At 61.2% G+C, this 18873-nt stretch carries 18 protein-coding genes and 1 CRISPR repeat array; of the genes, 10 read left to right on the top strand and 8 right to left on the bottom strand.

Annotation, left to right across the window (positions count from 1 at the left end; all coding sequences use genetic code 11):
- The 6 genes from csb2 to ACOQPQ_RS08235 all read left to right on the top strand — a co-directional run bounded on the left by csb2 (nt 1) and on the right by ACOQPQ_RS08235 (nt 8829).
- Nucleotides 1-1680, top strand: coding sequence for a type I-G CRISPR-associated protein Csb2 (gene csb2, locus ACOQPQ_RS08260; protein WP_420638966.1), 1680 nt, complete (start codon nt 1-3; stop codon nt 1678-1680).
- Nucleotides 1673-4441 (top strand): type I-G CRISPR-associated helicase/endonuclease Cas3g, encoded by a 2769-nt coding sequence (gene cas3g / locus ACOQPQ_RS08255; RefSeq protein WP_420638965.1) that lies wholly within the window; start codon nt 1673-1675, stop codon nt 4439-4441. Before csb2 ends, cas3g begins: the two co-directional genes overlap by 8 nt.
- Nucleotides 4438-5355 carry a type I-G CRISPR-associated protein, Cas3-extension family gene (locus ACOQPQ_RS08250; RefSeq protein WP_420638964.1) on the top strand — a complete coding sequence of 306 codons (918 nt, stop codon included), beginning with the start codon at nt 4438-4440 and terminating at the stop codon, nt 5353-5355. The genes cas3g and ACOQPQ_RS08250 overlap by 4 nt, the downstream gene beginning before the upstream one ends.
- Complete coding sequence (cas4g/cas1g, locus tag ACOQPQ_RS08245; protein WP_420638963.1) at nt 5348-6988, top strand: CRISPR-associated endonuclease Cas4g/Cas1g; 1641 nt, start codon at nt 5348-5350, stop codon at nt 6986-6988. Before ACOQPQ_RS08250 ends, cas4g/cas1g begins: the two co-directional genes overlap by 8 nt.
- A gap of 3 nt (nt 6989-6991) precedes the next feature.
- Nucleotides 6992-7291, top strand: a complete 300-nt coding sequence (gene cas2, locus ACOQPQ_RS08240) for a CRISPR-associated endonuclease Cas2 (protein ID WP_420638962.1) — start codon at nt 6992-6994, stop codon at nt 7289-7291.
- Nucleotides 7292-7461: 170 nt separating this feature from the next.
- Nucleotides 7462-8508: direct repeats of the CRISPR family, unit length 36 nt; unit sequence GTTCCGGGGGGTCTTGTACCCCCCCTTCATTGAAGC.
- A 90-nt stretch (nt 8509-8598) separates the two neighbouring features.
- Nucleotides 8599-8829, top strand: a complete 231-nt coding sequence (locus tag ACOQPQ_RS08235; protein WP_420638961.1) for a hypothetical protein — start codon at nt 8599-8601, stop codon at nt 8827-8829.
- 51 nt (nt 8830-8880) lie between these two features.
- On the opposite strand, the gene ACOQPQ_RS08230 is transcribed toward ACOQPQ_RS08235, so the two are convergent.
- From ACOQPQ_RS08230 to ACOQPQ_RS08205, 6 genes are all read right to left on the bottom strand, one after another.
- Entirely contained in the window at nt 8881-9435 is a 555-nt protein-coding gene (locus ACOQPQ_RS08230; RefSeq protein WP_420638960.1) for a Panacea domain-containing protein, read from the bottom strand.
- A gap of 61 nt (nt 9436-9496) precedes the next feature.
- Nucleotides 9497-10333: a Fic family protein gene (locus ACOQPQ_RS08225; protein WP_420638959.1), complete on the bottom strand. Its 837-nt coding sequence runs from the start codon at nt 10331-10333 to the stop codon at nt 9497-9499.
- Nucleotides 10334-10891: 558 nt separating this feature from the next.
- Nucleotides 10892-11299, bottom strand: coding sequence for a PPOX class F420-dependent oxidoreductase (locus ACOQPQ_RS08220; RefSeq protein WP_420638958.1), 408 nt, complete (start codon nt 11297-11299; stop codon nt 10892-10894).
- 30 nt (nt 11300-11329) lie between these two features.
- Entirely contained in the window at nt 11330-11563 is a 234-nt protein-coding gene (locus tag ACOQPQ_RS08215; protein ID WP_420638957.1) for a DUF433 domain-containing protein, read from the bottom strand.
- A 58-nt stretch (nt 11564-11621) separates the two neighbouring features.
- Nucleotides 11622-12278, bottom strand: a complete 657-nt coding sequence (locus tag ACOQPQ_RS08210) for a nitroreductase family protein (RefSeq protein WP_420638956.1) — start codon at nt 12276-12278, stop codon at nt 11622-11624.
- Between the two features lie 10 nt (nt 12279-12288).
- A complete protein-coding gene (locus ACOQPQ_RS08205) occupies nt 12289-13848 on the bottom strand; it encodes a M1 family metallopeptidase (protein ID WP_420638955.1) in 1560 nt (519 codons plus the stop codon).
- Between the two features lie 28 nt (nt 13849-13876).
- On the opposite strand from ACOQPQ_RS08205, the gene ACOQPQ_RS08200 reads away from it, so the two are divergent.
- A complete protein-coding gene (locus ACOQPQ_RS08200) occupies nt 13877-14659 on the top strand; it encodes a class II aldolase/adducin family protein (RefSeq protein ID WP_420638954.1) in 783 nt (260 codons plus the stop codon).
- A 35-nt stretch (nt 14660-14694) separates the two neighbouring features.
- The gene (locus tag ACOQPQ_RS08195; protein WP_420638953.1) at nt 14695-15717 is read left to right on the top strand and encodes a hypothetical protein; all 1023 of its coding nucleotides are present in this window, start codon (nt 14695-14697) and stop codon (nt 15715-15717) included.
- Here ACOQPQ_RS08195 and ACOQPQ_RS08190 read toward each other — a convergent pair.
- On the bottom strand, nt 15679-16062 hold the full coding sequence (locus ACOQPQ_RS08190; protein WP_420638952.1) for a GntR family transcriptional regulator: 384 nt from the start codon (nt 16060-16062) through the stop codon (nt 15679-15681). The two genes, ACOQPQ_RS08195 and ACOQPQ_RS08190, sit on opposite strands and share 39 nt — an antisense overlap.
- Before the next feature lie 127 nt (nt 16063-16189).
- Between ACOQPQ_RS08190 and ACOQPQ_RS08185 the strand changes: the two genes are divergently transcribed.
- Nucleotides 16190-16528 (top strand): P-II family nitrogen regulator, encoded by a 339-nt coding sequence (locus ACOQPQ_RS08185; RefSeq protein WP_420638951.1) that lies wholly within the window; start codon nt 16190-16192, stop codon nt 16526-16528.
- 41 nt (nt 16529-16569) lie between these two features.
- Here ACOQPQ_RS08185 and ACOQPQ_RS08180 read toward each other — a convergent pair whose 3' ends face one another.
- Nucleotides 16570-17418, bottom strand: coding sequence for an enoyl-CoA hydratase/isomerase family protein (locus ACOQPQ_RS08180; RefSeq protein WP_420638950.1), 849 nt, complete (start codon nt 17416-17418; stop codon nt 16570-16572).
- A gap of 62 nt (nt 17419-17480) precedes the next feature.
- On the opposite strand from ACOQPQ_RS08180, the gene ACOQPQ_RS08175 reads away from it, so the two are divergent.
- The gene (locus ACOQPQ_RS08175; RefSeq protein WP_420638949.1) at nt 17481-18872 is read left to right on the top strand and encodes an MFS transporter; all 1392 of its coding nucleotides are present in this window, start codon (nt 17481-17483) and stop codon (nt 18870-18872) included.
- The last annotated feature ends 1 nt before the right edge of the window (nt 18873 follow it).

The following is an 18873-nucleotide window of genomic DNA, read 5'->3' as shown; positions in this document are numbered from 1 at the left end:
ATGCTCGCCGTAGAGGTCAACTTTCTCACCGGGCGGTACTTCGCCACCGCCTACAATGATCGCCAAGCTGGTGAATGGCCGCTACATCCAGCGAGGTTCTTCTCGTCGTTGGCAGCAAATTGGGCTGAAGGCGGCAAAGATGAAGCGGAGCGCAGTGTTTTGGAATGGTTGGAAGCTCTGCCGCCACCAGGCATCGTTGCCTCCGACGCTGTACCCCGTCGAGTAGTGAGCTTCTTCGTGCCAGTCAATGATGCCCGAATCATAAGTGGGTCGGTATACGAAGGGCGTGCGAGGAAAATCGAAGACCTCGCAACCACCCTTGAAGACCAGTTAGAAGAGTCCCTAGGAGAGCTGACCAGGCCCATAGAGCGAACCCGCGACAAGTTTCATGAGGCACAAGATGTAGAAGATCTAGTTTCTGCTGTGGGAAGAATGTCAGAAAGATCATCGGATGCTGCTCTAAGGGTGCTACCCGAATACCGTGGCAAGCAGGAGCGGTACTTTCCCTCAGTAACCCCTTCTGAGGCCCGCACTATCCTTGTGTGGAAGAATGTCACAATTTCCAAAGAGAGTCACTCCATTTTGGACAATCTGGTGAGTCGGGTCACCCGTATTGGACATTCATCATCGCTAGTGTCCTGCCGCATTGTCAATGGTGTCTCTGAGCCCAACTATCGAGCTGGATCAGGGACACACACACTTCGGTGTACTGGTCCAGGCCAGTTGGTTGAATTGGAAAAGAGACACCTCCAACACCAAGGCATCAGCCCCAGAGCCTTGCCGTTTGTAGCGGTTCGCTACAGTGAATCCACTCTTGATGACGGAACGGGCATACCGCATGTAAGTGCAGACACGAAGGGCGACTGGATCGTCTTTGAGTGTGTGCAGGGGTCACGGAGGCTGCCTTCAACTCGAGCAGTAGACATAGCCACAACCATGCGGGCTGCCATCATGTCCCACACGGAAGACCCAATTCCTGAAGGGCTGAGTGGTCATCAATCTAACGGTGATCCGACTCGGATGCCCCATGTAGCCTTCCTGCCCTTGCCGTACGTTGGCTTCGAGCACGCAGATGGCCGCGTCATGGGAATTGCAGTGTCCTTGCCGTTGGCGCTTCCTGATGACAGTCGCCAGGCAGTTCTGAGGGCAATGGGACACTGGGAGGCTGAAACCGAATCGGACTTGACACTCAGGATGGGCAGGGGAGGTCACCTGCAGGTGAGGCGATGTATCGGCCCGATCGACCTTGTCACCATCCGGCCGGGGCAATGGCATAAGCCAGCTCGCCGGTGGCTATCTGCGACACCGATTGCACTGCCCACTCATCCGGGGCTCCTGAACAGGGGGAGCGTGAACGCCCGGGCCAAGGCTTGGGAGCGGGCGGAGAATGCCGTAGTCACCTCTTGCCGACATGTAGGCTTGCCGGAGCCCACCCATGTTGATCTCTCGTTCCAATCGGCGCTACGGGGAGGGCGACCTTCTTCCGAGTTTCCCACTTTTGAGCAGCGAGATAGGGACGGCAGGCCAGCACCTCGTCGGCTCTTGCATGCAGCCATCACTTTTGATCGGCCTATCGCGGGGCCCCTGATGCTGGGTGCTGGGCGTTTCCTGGGCCTTGGCCTGATGCGACCAATAGGGGACGTCGAAGAGGCTGCGGGGACTGGGGAGTCTCATGAGTGACCTGGGCGCGGCAGACTTCGCCTCCTATTTCGAAGCCGTCCACGGGCATGAACCCTTCCCATGGCAACGGCGTCTCACTTTGGAGGTCCTCGATAGGGGCCGCTGGCCCGATGTCATCGACCTTCCTACAGGCACGGGAAAGACGGCGGTTCTGGACACCGCGGTGTTCTCCCTGGCGGTTCGGCCGGAGCTCTTTCCCCGTCGGATAGTCTTCGTTATCGACCGCAGGATTGTCGTCGATCAAGTCTGCCAGAGGGCAGAGAAGATTCGACAGGAAATCAGTACAGCATCGTCATCCAGTCCAACTCTGATGAGGGTACGGGAGCGGTTGGAGGCACTCAGCGGTGATGCTCCCCTGGGTGTCGTGGCCCTACGTGGCGGCATACCGATCGACGGCGAATGGGCCCGCCGTCCGGACCAACCGTGGGTGATGGTCTCCACGGTGGACCAATTTGGCTCCCGCCTCCTATTCCGGGGCTATGGAGTCAGCCCACGCATGCGGCCGGTTCAGGCTGGTCTCTCAGGCAATGACTGCCTGGTCATTCTTGACGAAGTTCACTTGAGCCGGGCCTTTTCGCAGACGCTGCGTGAAGTGCAGCAGCAGCACGTGGGGGAGTCCCTACCAAAGAGATTCCATACTGTGGAAATGTCGGCAACACCGACCAACTCAATTGGAAGTCGGTTTGAGCTGTCCAGCAGCGACCTGGAGCAGTCCGAGGAACTCCATCGCCGTGTTCATGCTGCCAAGGCTGCCACCCTGGTCGAGGCCAAGAGCAAACAACCTCACGAGGCAATCCCTACACAGGTTAAAAAGATACTGAAGTCACTGGCATCAGATCGTCGTGGTAACATACAAAGCGTAGGTGTAATCGTGAATCGAGTGCACACGGCTCGCGAGACTCACCGAGCGCTTGTTGATGCAGGCTATTCTTCCTACTTGCTTACCGGTCGGATGCGCTCACTTGACAAGGTTCGGGCATTGGATGAGATAGCAGAATTGGTTGACCCCGACACTTCAGCGACCAGCGAGGACTTATCTGTTGTAGTAGCTACCCAGGCAATAGAGGTGGGAGCGGACTTCAGCTTCGATGCTCTCATCACCGAAGTGGCACCTCTCGATAGTCTACGCCAGCGATTCGGTCGGCTTGACCGCCGTGGTACATTGGCGGAAAGTACAGGGGAAGCAGCCAAGGGTTGGATCATTGGTGTCAAGGCTACACTGAACCCAAAGCAAACAGATCCTGTGTACGGCCACAGTGCTCGCAAGACCTGGGAGCGGCTGCAGGAAGTAGCCAACGATGGCGTCATAGACTTCACGCCATGGCAGGCCATACCCTACCAGTTTGCAAGGGATTGCTTTGCCGAGGACAAACAGGCACCATTGCTCTTAAGGACTTACATGGATGCTTGGGTACAGACAGGCCCTGAACCAATTGTGCAGCCTGCTGTTGATTGGTTTCTCCATGGTATCGACACTGACGCGCAGAATGCGGAAGTCTACCTGGTGTGGCGATACGACCGAACGCAAGAAGTCCTGAAGGAAGTGCCTCTTCGACCTACTGAATTTCTGCCTGTGCCTATTGGGGCAGCAAAGTCTTGGTTAGGAAGGGTGGAAGAGGAGGTTCCAGTAGCAGATATCGGCACTAGCAGCATGGAAGAGTCGCATCTTGAGGGTGACCAGGGGGAGGACTGGGCCCGGTGGCGTGGGCATGCTGAGTGCCCAGAGGCGATAACTCTCGCTGAGATTCAGCCAGGCGACATTCTTATAGTGGATCCCAAGAGGGGCGGCTTGTCAGAGGGAACTTGGGATCCTACTTCCAGTGAAACAGTTGCAGACCTGGGCGATGAAGCGCAAGCCTCCTACGACCGACGCATCACTCTCCGTCTTGATCCCCCAAATACACTGCCTGCTACTTGGCCCTCACCACCTCGTCCAAATGAAGAAGCCGATCCTGAGGAATCACTTTCAGCACGGATAGACCAGTGGCTTCAAGAAGTCCAGGTGACTCAAGACCTGGCTAGGTGGCAATCTCAGGCTATTTCCCAGTTGCAAGAAGGCCATGAAGCCATATTCAATGAAGCACGCAACTACTACATATTAGCCGCGGGTAGAATAGACCCTTCCACACTAGATGCTTCAGATCAATCTTCTTCCTTCACTGGTAGAGGAGTATCTTTGCGAAAACACTTGAAGGGGGTAGGCAAACGAAGCGAAGATTATGGGCATAGGATCGGATTGGGGGCTGAATTATGCTCAGACCTCCGGCTAGCAGCAGAACTGCACGACCTGGGGAAAGTGGACAGTCGCTTCCAGCGGCAGTTGGTCGGGGGGGATGTAGTAGCGCTCGCCATGCAGGAGGAGCCCCTGGCGAAGTCTCTACCAGGGGCTCGTCCCACTGGTGCAGAGTGGCCACCAGTGCGTCACGAGATCATGAGCGTCGTGCTGGCGCAATCGAACGTTGCCGTGCTCCAGTCTGCACATGATCCTGACCTCGTCTTGCATTTGGTAGCGTCTCACCATGGCTGGGCCCGACCTCTGCCGCCGATCCGATCGGATGACGCTCCTCAAGTGCTCCGTTTCGACCATGATGGGATTCCCATGGAGGCCAGCACGGACCTCCAAGACGGCCATGTGGCGCTGGAGATGACAGACCGCTTCTGGCGATTGGTGGAACGCTACGGGTATCACGGCCTCGCATGGCTGGAGGCCATTTTGCGACTGGCGGATCATCAACAGAGTGCAGCGGAGACTACATCATGAGTGGCACCCACCTGCCTGGGCTGGAAGCGACCAATCCGTTGGGCTTCTTTGCCGCGCTCGGCATCCAGGTAGCCTTTGCCCAGGCCCCCTCCTGCCCTCGTCTTTGGTGGACCGACGGCGTAGTGCCGCATGCCATGGTGGATGTGGAGTCGTCGGTCGAAGCCATTGCCGAGCAAGTCATCGAGGTCCTACCTATATGGCAAGAGAGTCCTGCAATCGCTCACGGTCTGGAGCCTGTTCATGACGTCAAATTCCAGCCTTGTGAAATGAGGCGGTACCTGCAGAAAGCTAGGGCTGCTGGCCTTCTAGGCACTTTGGCTGGTGCACTGGTAGCAGAGGGAAGTGTGGACAACAGCGGAAAGGCAAAGCCTTCCCCTCTGTACTTCACCAGCGGAAACCAACTCTTTCTCAAGGTGATTGACGACCTTATTGCTAAGGTAACGTATGAGGACATCGTCGCAGGCTTGGCAGGTCCATGGCCTTACACAAGCACGCTGCCGACACTCATGTGGGATGTGGTAGATGACCGAAATTATGCTCTCTTGGCAAGCGATCCCTCTCCCCAGACCAAGAAGAATAGGAAGAGAACGAACCCTGGCCCAGAATGCCTGGCACTTCTCGGGATGAGCAGATACCCTGTCTTCGGCAGCAGGGGTCGAACTCTCACACAAGGTACGTCGGGGGGATGGAAGAAGGGGGCCTTTAGCTGGCCCGTTTGGACAGCCCCGGCGACTCGTGCAGCAGTGGCCTCAATCCTGGCTCATGCATCCGGCACCAAGGAACAGTTGCGCAGCCGCACCCAGTGGTTGGGTGCGTGGGGGGTGCAGAAGGTACTGCAGGCACCGATCCGGCGCACGGATCAGGGGGGTTATGGCAGTTTCGGGCCCCACGACGTAATCTGGGAGCATGAGTGAAGTCCCAGACCTCGTGCCCGCACGCATGGTCAACGAGTTCGAGTACTGTAAGCGGTTGTTTTTCCTAGAGTGGGTCCAGGCTAGATTCGAGGATAATCCCGACACCGTGGAAGGACGGTACATTCACCGAGCCGTAGATGCTGGTGGAGGCCTCATGGCCGGATCCGATGAGGAGAAGCCAGTACGGAAAGCTCGCTCGGTGACAGTGAGTTCAGAGGCTCTGGGAATCATTGCGAAGGCAGATATTGTCGAAGGCAGAGGGAATGAAATCAGGCCAGTAGAAGTAAAGCGAGGCCGACCACCAAAGCATGGGCCAGCGTGGTCACCAGAGCTTGTACAACTGTGTGCTATAGGTCTCATACTACGAGATAACGGATACAAGTGCTCCGAGGGCGAGATCTACTTTGCAGAGTCCAGAGAACGAGTGCGGGTGGAATTTGACGACAAGCTAGTAGAGCAGACATTATCTCTTTTGGAGGAGTTGCGCTTGGTCGCAGCCCAGACCGATCCGCCTCCACCTCTGATTCATAGCACGAAGTGCCCCCGGTGTTCGCTGGTAGGAATCTGCTTGCCCGACGAGACCAACTACGCTTCCAGCCGCTCCGACAAGCCTCCACGCAGACTAACACCCAGAGACTCCGCTGCTCGACCACTCTATCTCACCGAGCAAGGAACAAGAGTTGGCATCAGAAAGGGTCGTGTTACAGTGACTCAGAAGCAGGATACTCTGCAGGAAGTGAGATTGATAGATGTCTCCCAGGTGTCCCTATATGGTAATGTACAAGTAAGCTCTCAAGCAATGCGGGCCATGTTTGAACGAGAGATACCGGTCTGCTGGTTCTCCTACGGTGGTTGGTTTCAAGGCATGGCGCAGGGTCTGCCATCAAAACATGTGGAATTGCGGAGACGCCAGGTTGGAATTGCTGCTCAAGCAGGTCTGCCTATTGCAAAGAAGATGATTTCAGGTAAGATACGAAACTGCCGTACATTGCTAAGGCGTAACTCCCGAGACGATGTCAAGCCAACACTAGCTCAACTGAAGAGCGCAGTGGGAACCACAGACGTTGCAGACTCTATTGAGTCCTTGTTGGGAGTTGAAGGTGCTGCAGCTCGGAGCTATTTTGCATCTTTCAGTTCCATGCTGAAGGATGACGGCCTGGGGACTTTTGAATTCACAAAGAGACACCGACGCCCTCCTACTGACCCGATCAACTGCCTGCTCTCGTATGCATATTCTCTACTGACGAAGGACCTGACAGCCACTACCCTGGCAATCGGGTTTGATCCATATATTGGTGTGTATCATAAGTCACGGTTTGGTCGCCCTGCCCTGGCTCTGGATCTTGCAGAGGAGTTTCGGCCACTTATCGCTGATTCAGTGGTTGTCAATGTGATCAACAACGGGGAGATCCAGGAATCGGGATTCCTCCGCCGAGCCCAGGGTGTCGCCCTAACACAGGATGCGAGGCGCTCACTGATATCTGCCTATGAAAGACGGTTGGAGCAGGAGGTAACTCATCCAGTGTATGGCTACAAGATTACCTACCGGAGGGTGCTGGAAGTCCAGGCCCGTATGTTGGGGGCACATCTGCTGGGGGAAATACCGGAGTACATCCCTTTCGTGACGAGGTGAAGCATGGCTAGGGGACGAAAGCGGTACGTGGTTGCCTATGACATCCATGACCCTCGGAGGTTGAGGAAAGTTCACAAGACCATGGTTGGCTATGGGTGGGCAATGCAGTTCAGTGTGTTCGTCTGCGATCTGGATGCAATAGAACTTCTGGAGATGAAGAGAGAGCTGGGCGAGGTCATTCACCACGGTGAAGACTCGGTTGCTATGATCGACGTCGGTGATCCAGAGCAGAGGGGCAGGGAGTGCTTTCAGTTCATGGGTGTGTCGACCCCGCTACCGACAAGTGGGCCGGTCATCCTGTGATGCGAGCGCTGAGGTCAGACCATCCACGCTAGGGAGCGCTCGAACCCTTGCTACCACAAGGGAAATGACGTACCTTGACAACTGAAGAGAACCCAAATTGTGCTTCCAATTCATGACCGCTCGAATCACCGTGCAAAGCCCCAGGTGAGGGGCCTCGGCTGACGAGAGCGGTTCCGGGGGGTCTTGTACCCCCCCTTCATTGAAGTAAGAATCAAGCGCAGATCACGTTGGGCGACACGCTGCGTTCCGGGGGGTCTTGTACCCCCCCTTCATTGAAGTGCGATTTAGCGCGATGACTATATAGGTCAATTCGCGTTCCGGGGGGTCTTGTACCCCCCCTTCATTGAAGTTTTGGCACGGTGCGCCTCGTCGTATACAGCTACGTCGTTCCGGGGGGTCTTGTACCCCCCCTTCATTGAAGTAGGAGGGTGGCGGCCCGGACGAGTTCGGGGGCGGGGTTCCGGGGGGTCTTGTACCCCCCCTTCATTGAAGTGTGTAATGGGCTGGCCGTGTGAGCTTTCCGCCCATGTTCCGGGGGGTCTTGTACCCCCCCTTCATTGAAGTCCGGCCTCGCATCATCAGCACGACCTTCTGGGCGGCGGTTCCGGGGGGTCTTGTACCCCCCCTTCATTGAAGTCGTGTGCCGCGTGCTGACCGTTTTGAGGAAGCCATGTTCCGGGGGGTCTTGTACCCCCCCTTCATTGAAGCGCGGTGACTACGTTGGTGTCGGCCCACCGCACCTGGGTTCCGGGGGGTCTTGTACCCCCCCTTCATTGAAGCCCGGCGACCTTGACCTTGGCGTCTGTCCATCGGAAGGTTCCGGGGGGTCTTGTACCCCCCCTTCATTGAAGCGCGAATGCTTTCCACACGGTTTGTTGGAGGCGTGCCCGGTTCCGGGGGGTCTTGTACCCCCCCTTCATTGAAGCCGATTCCTTGGCGTCGAGAGTCCGGGGCAGGGCCTCGGTTCCGGGGGGTCTTGTACCCCCCCTTCATTGAAGCCTGACGCTTGACCCGGCTTGACGCTTTCATGTCTCGGTTCCGGGGGGTCTTGTACCCCCCCTTCATTGAAGCATTCGACCTACGTTGATGCCGAGTCTTCGGCAAGGCAGTTCCGGGGGGTCTTGTACCCCCCCTTCATTGAAGCGGTCCGATGATGGCGAAGGGTGGTTCGCGTACCCTTGGTTCCGGGGGGTCTTGTACCCCCCCTTCATTGAAGCCTGTTTCAGGCGGTGCAGCCAGCCAGGTGCCTGCTGGTCCCGGGGGCGAGAGCTAATTCCCATGTGCCCGAGTGGGTCTATGATCTTTGCATGCCCAACACGCAGGTGGGAGACGATTCTGAACACGTTTACTGGACATGGCTCCTTCGGGCAAAGAGGGGCGGTCCGTCGTCACAGGAGCAACTCAGCGAGCAGCCTACCGAAATGGCTTCACAGCCGACCGTCGAAGAGGTGTTCGAGCGCATTGAGGGCCAGAATCTGGGGCAAGTGAGCGGTGAGGATGTCGTAGCTGCCCTAGATGCCGAGCGTGCTCGTCGTTGACGCCTCGGTACTGATGCCGAGGACTCTCGCCGCCCACTCTGGCCTCAGGGGTTAACCAGAGAAGTACTTGGCCATGACAGCGTCGAGGGCACCCGGTGGATCGGGTGCGAATGCTTGATTGTCGCGGGCGGTTGCGACATGTTCCCTCATCTGGGTGACCCAGTCGGGCTCAACACTGAAGAAGTCGATCAACGATCGGTGGGAGATCACCTGATTGGCAATGTTGCGTCCCCCGTTGGTGGCTGCTCGCCAGGGCTCCTCGGTGTGGGTGGATCGGATGAGTTCCCTGCCCGTCAGGTGTCCGAGTCGGCTGATGACATTGACGGTAATGTTGCGAACGCTCTCGGGCAGCGTGCTGCCTTGGGCACTTGAACGGTTTGTCTTGCTGGTCGCCCCGTGTTTCCGGTCACGCCAGAGCGAAACAACGACGGGACCCAGTTCCCAGGCTTCGATAGCGTCGTGGAAGGCTGGTCGGCCTTCCCAGGCCAAGTGGTAACCCTGCACGTAGTACAGGAGCTTGTGCAGCTTGGTCTCGCCGACTCCCGGCAGACGCCGTTCGATTTCCGCTGCGACGTCGCCAGCAAAGGCGATGCCCACCTCGTCCATGGCCCTCCCTCCAACGTGAAGTCAACCTCAGTGTATCTAGCCCTGGTGACGGTAGGTGCACCTACGCCATCCCTTCGTCACCACCGGTGCATCTGCCGTGCGCCTGTAAGACCAGCAACGGCACGACGTGTGGCAGGCCCCTCCTGATCCGCACGGTGTCGCCGTGGCCAGCGGTGCTTGTGGTCATGGTGTCGGGCGGGTTTCTGGGCGTCGGCGGAAAGGGCGGTTGAGGTCCTTCGTTACTCCGTGGGCCCAGGAGGTGGACATGCCGAGGGCTTGTCCGACTTCTTGCAGGGTCAGTCTTTGGTGTCGCAATCGGATGGCCTCGGCGGCTCCTCAGTTTCTGATCCCACTTGCTGACGACTGCGTCAATCCTCCCCAGTAGCCCCTCCGCGTCGTCACAAGACGCCTCCGCTGCCGATGAGAAGAGCGACACCCACGGGTCGAGCGATTCCGCATGAGCCGCCGTTCCCGCTTCACCCTTGAACCGAGAAGTGATGAGGGCATTGATGTAGCCGTCCCGGTTGAGAGCGAGGATGGCGCTGATCGGGGGCGTCGTGAAGCGGGTGATTCCCCCCTGGCGGAGGATCGTCTGCACCAGCGCTCGGCCTGTTTCCCCGTTTCCGTCGCGAAAGGGGTGAATCGACTCGAACTGAACGTGGGCGACAGCAGCAGCAATCACCGGGTGGTGGCTGGTCGTGTCGATGTACTCGAGAAGATCCTCCAGGAGCCCCGGTACTTCCTCAGCCGGGGCAGCGACATAGGCCGGAGGGGGATAGCCACCCAGCACACCGCCGATGTGAACCCAGCTCGGTCGCAGGTGCCCACCCAATTCCGGGCTGGGTGTGTGGCTCATCAACACATCGTGGATGGCGAGGAGCCCGAGAAGCGAGATCACCTCGCCGATTCTCGAACTCCCTGATGGTCGCCTCCACGGCGTGGGCGGCGACCTCCCAATGTGGCAGGACGCTCAAGCCAGGGATGCACAGGGGATCGGGATGGTACGCCGTGAAACTCCCGACGGGATACTCGAGCCTGCGGGCAGCGCTCCTGGACACCGGGGGCAGACCACTCTTCGGTGCATGGTGGATGGTGCAGCGGCCTACCGACCCATGGTACCCGTGCCATAAGTGAGAAGAATGAAAAGGGTGTTCCCACGTGGCCGGTCTTCGGGATCTCGGCAACACCAAGCTACGAGTTCAGTGACCGTGAGCATTGATGGCGATCTTTGACGAGGTGTCTGCATGACGCACAAGGTGTCCGCATGACGCACTACCTGTCCGCATGACGCACAAGGTGTTCGCACGACGCACAAGGTGTCCGCACGACGCACTACCTGTCCGCATGACGCACAAGGTGTCCGCATTAGGGACGAGGTGGGAGAGATGTGACGATACCCTCACACGGCACTCATGCAACGGTTCCCTCACAAACCGAGCATGACACGATTCTGCTGCTAGCCGGAGTGGTCGGGGCCGGCGCGTTGGATGTGGAAGCGCACCAGGCAGCGTTGGTCGTCCACCATGACTTGGCGGTACTCATCCCAGTCGGGGTGCTCGCCCCGCAGGGTGCGGTAGTAGTCCACCAGCGGCTCGATGGCGTCGGGGCCGGAGATGATCTCGGCTCGGCACTCCACCTGCACCCAGTCGCCGAACCAGTCGCGGGGAAACACGCACAGCCAGCTTCTGGGGTCTCGCCGGAGGTTCTTGGTCTTGTAGGCCGTCACCCGGGTGCTCATCACCACCGTGTCGTCCACCACCGCCAGGGTGACCGGCGACATCTGCGGGGTGCCGTCACGCCGAACGGTGGCCAGCACCGCATTGGTGTTCTCCCGGATGTAGTCCAAGGCTCTTGCAGGGTCCATGCAGGCATCCTAAGCCCCGCCGTCCCAGCTTTAACGCGTAGAGCCAGAAATGGGAAGTTCTCTTTCGTTGACCCGGGCAGCACCGAATTCAAGTGCCGCTGTGATGTCCTCTGGTTCGAGGTAGGGGTAATCAGCCAGCAATTCGTCATGAGATCTGCCAGCCGCGAGCTGGCCCAGGATCATGGAGACGGTCACGCGCAAATCCCTGATGCAGGGCAAACCGCCCATACGGCCAACGTCGACGGTGATCCGGTCCAGGTGCATGGCCTTACGGTACTTCTCCCGCTTGACTTCGTGGTCGGGATATTCCCGGGAGTACTGCCTACCAGTGGTTCCAGCGGGTGACCAGCTCCAGGGGTTCCCGGCGGGCGGGGCGGAAGTCGGTGCCGATGGTGTGGGCGAAGGGGATGAGGGCCACCTGCATCACCTCGTCGTAGGGGATGCCCAACAGCTCGGCCGCTTCCTCCTCGTAGCAGAGATGGATGGTGGTCCACACCGTGCCGATGCCCCGCTCCCGAGCGGCCAGCATGAACGACCAGACCGCCTGGATCACCGACCCCACATGGGAGGCCACCGTCACCGGGTGGTGGCCCCACACCCGGCCCATCAGGCAGGGGATGAGCATGCCCGGCACCTCGTGGATGTGGTCGAACAGGTGGCCGGCCGAGGCGTGCATCTTCTCGTCGTCGGCCTCCAGGCGGGAAGGATCGGCCCCGTCCAGGCGGGGGAGCACGCTCAGGTGGTCGCCGACCACGTCCCGGGCCCGGCGGTACAACTCGGCCAGGGCGGCAATCAGGTCGGGTTCGGTCACCACCATGAACCGCCAGTTCTGGCGATTCGATCCGGTGGGGGCCTGCACGGCGATGTCCAGGCATTCGTTGATGAGCTCGGGGGCCACCGGTCGGGAGGTGTCCAACCGCCGGCGCACCGCTCGAGTGGTGGTGAGCACCTCGTCGGCGCTCAAGTGCAAATTGGCCATGGCCTTAGTTCTAGCGGCTGGCGACCGGGGTGAGGGGACTCTCCAGTGCCGGCATCTCCGGGTCGAACAGCCACGCCCTCACCACCGCCACGGCCTCGGCGCCCCCGATGTCGCCCACGATCCCGAGGAAGGCGTCGGTGTTGGTGTTGCCCCCGGCGGCCCGGTCGTAGTGGGTGCGCAGGATGGCGAGGAACTGCTCCTCGCCCACCTGGGTGCGCAGGGCGTGCAGGGTCAGCGCGCCCCGGCGATAGACCGAGTTGGTGTCGAACAGTTCGTGGATCTCGATGGCACCCGGTGGTGTGGTCCCGGTTTCGACCAGGTCACGGTGCTCACCGGCCATCACGGCATTGATGTCCAGGTCGTTCCTGTCGGCGATGAACATGAGCGAGAGGTAGTGGGCGAAGCCCTCGTGCAGCCAGGTCTCACTCCAGTCGTCGAGGGTCACGGAGTTGCCGATCCACTGGTGGAGCACCTCGTGGGCGATCACGTAGGAGCCGATCCTGTCGGGGCCGTGGATCGACAGCGTTTGGTTCTCCAGGGCATAGCCGAGGGGGAAGGGCATGACGATGGTGCCGTAGGCGTCGAATGGGTAGGGCCCGAGGATGTCCTCGAAGTAACCGATGGCGTCGATGGCCACCCTCACCCGGTCGAGCATCGAGGCGTCCGCGCCCTTGGGCAGGTAGTCACGGATCAACAGGCCGTCGGGCAGGCGCTGCTCGTGGCGCTCGAAGTCCCCGATGTACACCGCGGCCAGGTAGGAGGCCATGGGGTCGTCCATCCGCCACGTGGTGGTGGTGCGGCCGGCGGCGGAGGACTCATTGGTGAGCAGGCCGGTGGCCGCGGCGGTCACTCCGTCGGGAACGGTGAGGTGGAAGGTGAAGGTGGCCTTGTCGGTGGGGTGGTGGTTGCCGGGGTACCACGTCATCCCTCCCGACGGCTCGCTGACGGTGTAGATGACGCCCTCATTGGCGTGCCACCCCAGCGGGACAAGGCCCACTCCGGGATCCTCGACAGGCTGGGGGATGCCCGAGTACGTGACGGCCACTTCGAAAGTGGTGCCCGAGGTGATCGAATCAGCGGGCCGGATGGTGAGTTCCTGCCCGTTGCGGGAGTACTCGGCCCGGCGGTCGTCCACGGTCACCTCGGTGACGTCGAGGCCGTGGAAGTCCAGATTGAAGGTGGTGAGATCCTGGGTGGCCACCGCGGTCACGGTGGTGACGGCGTCGATGGAGTTCTCCGCCACGGCGACGTCGAGGTCGATGTCGTAGTGGACGACGTCGTAGCCGCCGTTGCCCAGCAGGGGGTAGAAGCTGTCGCCCACCCCGGCCAAGGCATCCACCGGGTTGGACGAGGCGGTGGCCGAGGCCGTGGTGGACGAGCTGACAGTCGGGGAGGAGCTGGCCGTGGCCGATGGGTCCGTCGTGGGCGGGGCCGATGGCTGTTGGTCCGGAGTGAGCGGGGCGTCCGACGTGGCCGGCGGGGAGGTGGTCGGGTCGTCGTCGCTGCAGCCGGCGGCCAGGGCCAACAGCACCACCACGACAAGAATCCCGAGCCGCTTTCCGGGGATCACCACTCAAGCCTACGGGTAGAGTGGAGAAATGGCGCTGGTGCTCGACCGGTATCCCGACATCACTTACGACGCTGCTCCTTCCCAGATTGACGACCCCGAAGAGCTGCGCCTGCTCCGCCAGTGGGAGGTGGCCATCGGCTACCGGATCTTCGCCGCCCTGCGGTGGGGGCAGATCGGCGACGGGCACATCACCGCCCGTGATCCGATCCTCACCGATCACTTCTGGGTACTGGGGTACGGCATCCGATTCGGGGATGCCACCGTGGAAAGCCTCACCCTGGTCGGTCCCAACGGCCAAGGCGTGGCCGGCCCCGTGGGCAACGGGGTGAATTTCGCCGCCTACCACATCCACTGGCCCATCCTCGATGCCCGCCCTGATGTGGTGTCGGCGGCCCATACCCATACTCCTTTCGGTACGGCGTGGTCTGCGAATGTGGCGCCGTTTCGGGCGATCAGTCAGGAGTCGTGTGGTTTCGTGTTCGATCAGGCGTTGTATGAGGGTGAGAACCTGGAGATCAGCGACGTGGGTGGGGGTGAGGCCATTGCCCGGGCCATGGGCAACAGTCGGGTGTGCATCCTGCGCAACCACGGGCTGCTCACTGCGGGGCGTTCTCCCGCGGAGGCGGTGGGGTGGTTCGTGGCGGCCGAGCGGGTGGCGGAGGTTCATGTGAAGGCCCCGGATGCTCGGGCGGTGAGCGAGGAGGCGGCCAAGGAGGTGGAGGCGTCGCTCTACACCGCCGACATGGGTTGGCGGATGTTCCAGTGGTTGGCCCGCGACCTGGTCCCCGACCCCTCCGTGGTGTTGACCTGAGTCCCAATGGCGGCCAACGGCGATAGGATGCCCCCATGGTGAAATCCAGGATTCTTTGGCCGTTGTTGGCGATGGCGGTGGCGATGGCCTTGCTGGCCACTGGCTGCGGTGGAGGCGGCGGCGGGGAGACGAGTCCCGCTGAGTCCGAACCCCAGGCGACGATTTCCCCGGAGACGCTGGACTTGTCGAGGTCGATCCAGTTGGCAGCCGCCCAATCAGCCGAAGCCACCTCAATGCGTGGCGACATGGCTGTTGGCTTACACAATGTCCCCGAACTCGACACTTTGGAAATGCGCTGGGAAATGGAATGGAACATCAATGGCGACACTGTGGTCAGTATTGACCTTAGTGACCTGCCGGGCAGTGGAGGTGACCTTGTGATGGAAACACGAGATGTTGACGGGATATACTATGTGCCTTCATGGGCCATGGAGGGCATGTACAGGGCAACCAGCCCTTGGGTTAGTTTTACAAACGAAGAATTCGAAGAGTGGACAGGTGCTGACCTTGGGCCGTTGGAGCAGATGGAGAGCAATGCCGCTGGCATGTTCAACTTCCTTGATGGATTGACAGACGTGGAATATGTGGGTCGCGAGACAATTGATGACATGGCGACCTCCCACTATCGAGGCACACAGTCCGTGGCCGAGCTATTGGAGTCGTCAATAGTGGGAACCCAGGAGGAAAAGGACGCGGCAGTGGATAGCCTTATGTCACTTGTCGGGGATGTGGGTGGTCTCGACATTGGTGCCATGAGATTCGACTATGAAGTGTGGATTGACAGTGAAGACTATGTTCGTCGTCTCAACCTGTATGTTGACGACCTGACCAGCATGTTTTCTGATGAGGCTCGTGATGAACTCGACGACGCTGCCTGGAAGATCTTGAGCGAGGCCACCATGTCCATGGAGTCGACCTACTACGACTACGGTGCGGCCATTGAGATTGAGGCGCCGCCGGCGAGTGAGGTCACGCCGTTCTCGGAGCTGGAATCTCGTTTCCTGAGCACGGATGAGGCTCTAGAGCGGTTGGGGGTCGACGACGTAGACAGCCTCTAGGGCGACGATCGCCGCGGGGAGATCGACGCCCAGGCGCTGGGCTTCCCGGGCGAACGTCTCGGCGGCGTCGGCCAGTTGGCGTTCGACCACCGAGAAGGCCACGGGGGGCTCATCCACCACGAAGGTGCCCGCTCGGCCTCGGCCCTCCACGATTCCGGCCCATTCCAGCTCACGGTAGGCCCGGGCCACCGTGCCCGCCGACAGCGCCAGGTCGGTGGCCAGGGCGCGAATGGGCGGCAGTCGTTCATTGGGCTTGAGCCGTCCCGACGACACCATGAGCTGGAGCTGGGCCCGAAGTTGCTCGTAGGGGGGCACCTTGGTTCGTTCGTCGATCCAGATTCGCACACCGATATTGTACCAATGTATTGATGCATAAGGCACAATATTGGGCGAATTCGCCATAAACATTTGGTAGTTGCCTCTTTTGTATTGACCTGATAGCGTCACGGCGGCGACCAGAAAGGACACAGCCATGAAACTCATCACCGCGGTGGTCAAGCCGCATCAGGTCGAGGACATCAAGGAGGCCCTGGCCGAGGTCGGCGTGCAGGGCATGACGGTGAGCGAAGCCCAGGGCTTTGGTCGCCAAGGAGGCCACACGGAGACCTACCGGGGCACCGAGTACAAGGTGTCGTTCACGCCCAAGTCGCGCATCGAAATCGTGGTCGACGACTCGTCGCTGTCGGCCGCCACCGAAGCCATCGTGGGGGCGGCCCGCACCGGCAAGATCGGTGACGGCAAGATCTGGACGTCGTCGGTGGAGAGCCTCACCCGCATTCGCACCGGCGAGCAGGGCGCCGACGCACTCTGACACCAGGGCCGGTCACGTCCTGACCGGCAGATACGGAGCCGCTACCAGCCCTTCCACTCAGGGTCGCGCCGCTCCTTGAAGGCGTTGACCCCCTCGTCGGCGTCCTCGCCGGCCAGCAGCAGGTCTTGGGCCCATGCCTCCATCTCGAACATGGTCTGGCGGCTGGTCTCGAAACTGCGGTTCACCAACAGCTTGCTCATGGTCAGGCTCTTGGTGGGCTGGGCGGCCAGCCGCTCGGCCCACGCTCGGGCGGTGGGCATCAGCTCGTCGGGAGGCACCACCCGATTCACCAGTCCCATGGCGCAGGCGTCGGCCGCGCTCACGTCGTCACCGAAGAACATCAGCTCCTTGGCCTTCTGGGGGCCGATGAGTCGGGGAAGCAGGTAGACCCCACCGGCGTCGGGCACCAGTCCCCGGCGCACGAACACCTCGATGAACCGCACCCCCTCGGCGGCGAGCACCAAGTCGCAGGCCACCGCCATATGAACCCCCATGCCAGCGGCCGTGCCGTTGACGGCGGCGATCACCGGCTTCTCACAGTCCAAGATGGCCGCCACCAACTTCTGGGCGCCGGTCTTGATGCCCCGGGCCCCGTCCAGAATGGCCCGGTCGGGGGCGCCCGGGGGCCGCGCCGGGGCGGGGCGGGCCACCCGCAGGTCGGCGCCGGTGCAAAAACCCTTGCCCACGGCGGTGAGGATCACGGCCCGAACAGCCAGGTCATCGCCGGCTCGGGCGAACTCGTCGGCCAGAAAGTCCCGCTGATCGGGGGTGATGGCGTTGTGGGCTTGGGGCCGGTTGAGGGTGAGGGTGAGCACGCCACCGTCTCGGGTCACCAGGATGTCGCCGTCCAGAACCTCGGTGACCGTGCCGGGTTCGCTCTCGCTGCTCATGTTGGCCATCGCTCACCTCTGGGTCCGGTCGGGTCGGGCAACACCTGTACGGTGAAAACTAGATGACGCCATCGGGTGCCCCGCAACCGGTGACCCACCATCCGGCGGTGGGTCTGACCGCCCTGGTCATCGCGGCCTCGTTGACCGGCATCGCCATGTCGATCATGGCCGTGGGCTACCCCGCCTTGGGCGATGCCTTTCCCGGTACCTCGGCGCCGACCCTTTCGTGGGTCACCAACATCTTCACCATCGTGGGGGCGGCCGTCCTGGTGCCTGCGGGGGCGCTGGCCGACATCCTGGGACGGCGGCGGATGCTGATGGTGGGCACGCTGATATTCCTGGCCGGATCTGTGGCGGGCGGGTTGGCTCCGACGGTAGGGGTGCTGATCGGGACCAGGGCCGTGCTGGCCGTGGGCTCCTCGGTGATCCAAACCGCGGCGGTGGCCCTGCTCTTGGCCACCATGCCCGCCAACCGGCTGCCGCTGGCCATCGGGGTGTGGGCGGTGGCGGGGGGTACTTCGTCGGCCATCGGCCCCCCGGTGGGCGGGCTGATGATCCAGTGGCTGGGGTGGGAGTGGATGTTCTGGCTGAACGTGCCGTTTTGCTGCTTCGTGCTGGTGGTGGTGCCGCTGGTGTACCGGGAGTCTCGGCCCGCCGAGGCCGGGCCCCTTCCCGATCCGGTGGGCGGGGTGATGGTGGCCGCGGCCACTGCCATGGTGACCCTGGGCATCGTGCAGAGCGATCCGTGGGGCTGGTGGGACGCCAAAGTGGCGGGCAGCATCGTGGCCGGTCTGGTGGTGTTCGGGCTGTTCGTGCGGCGGAGCTGGCACCATCCCAACCCGTTGGTGGAGCTGCGGTTGTTCCGTTTCCCCAATGTGCGGCGCAGCAATCTGGCCATGCTCATCTTCGCCTCGTCGTGGTTCGCCATGTTCTTTGGTTTCACCGTGATCGTGATCCGGTCGTGGGGGTGGACACCCCTCGAAGGCGGATTCGCGGTGGCACCGCTGGCGTTGTTCGCGGGTTTGTCGGGCGTGCTCATCGGTCGGATCGCCCACCGCACCGGCCACCGGGTGTTCATCCTTCCCGGAACCGCCCTCTACACCGGGGCCACCATCGGGCTTTGGGCGCTGCTGGGCGACGAACCCGATGCGGTGGTGTTCGTGACCGGAATCACGGTGATCGGGGTGGCCACCGGCATGGTGTTCCCGTCGCTCATGGCCGCGGCGGTGAGCGACGTGCCCCCCGCCCAGCACTCGCTGGCCACCGGCATCAACTTCACCTCCCAGCGGGTGGCCACCACCATCGGAGTGGCGTTGGGGCTCACCTTCGTGACCAGCGCCGCCTCGGCGTCGGAAGCCCTCGACTTGCTGTTGGGCATGGTGGTGGTCACCGCCGCGGTGTCGTTGCCGTTCAGCGCCCGGATCGACACCCGCCCCCGCCGGAGGCCAAGCTGAC

Source organism: Candidatus Poriferisocius sp. (assembly GCF_965219775.1).
GTDB lineage: Bacteria > Actinomycetota > Acidimicrobiia > Acidimicrobiales > Bin134 > Poriferisocius.
The sequence above is the reverse complement of the archived record's forward strand: the minus strand, read 5'-3'. Positions and strand labels throughout refer to the sequence as shown.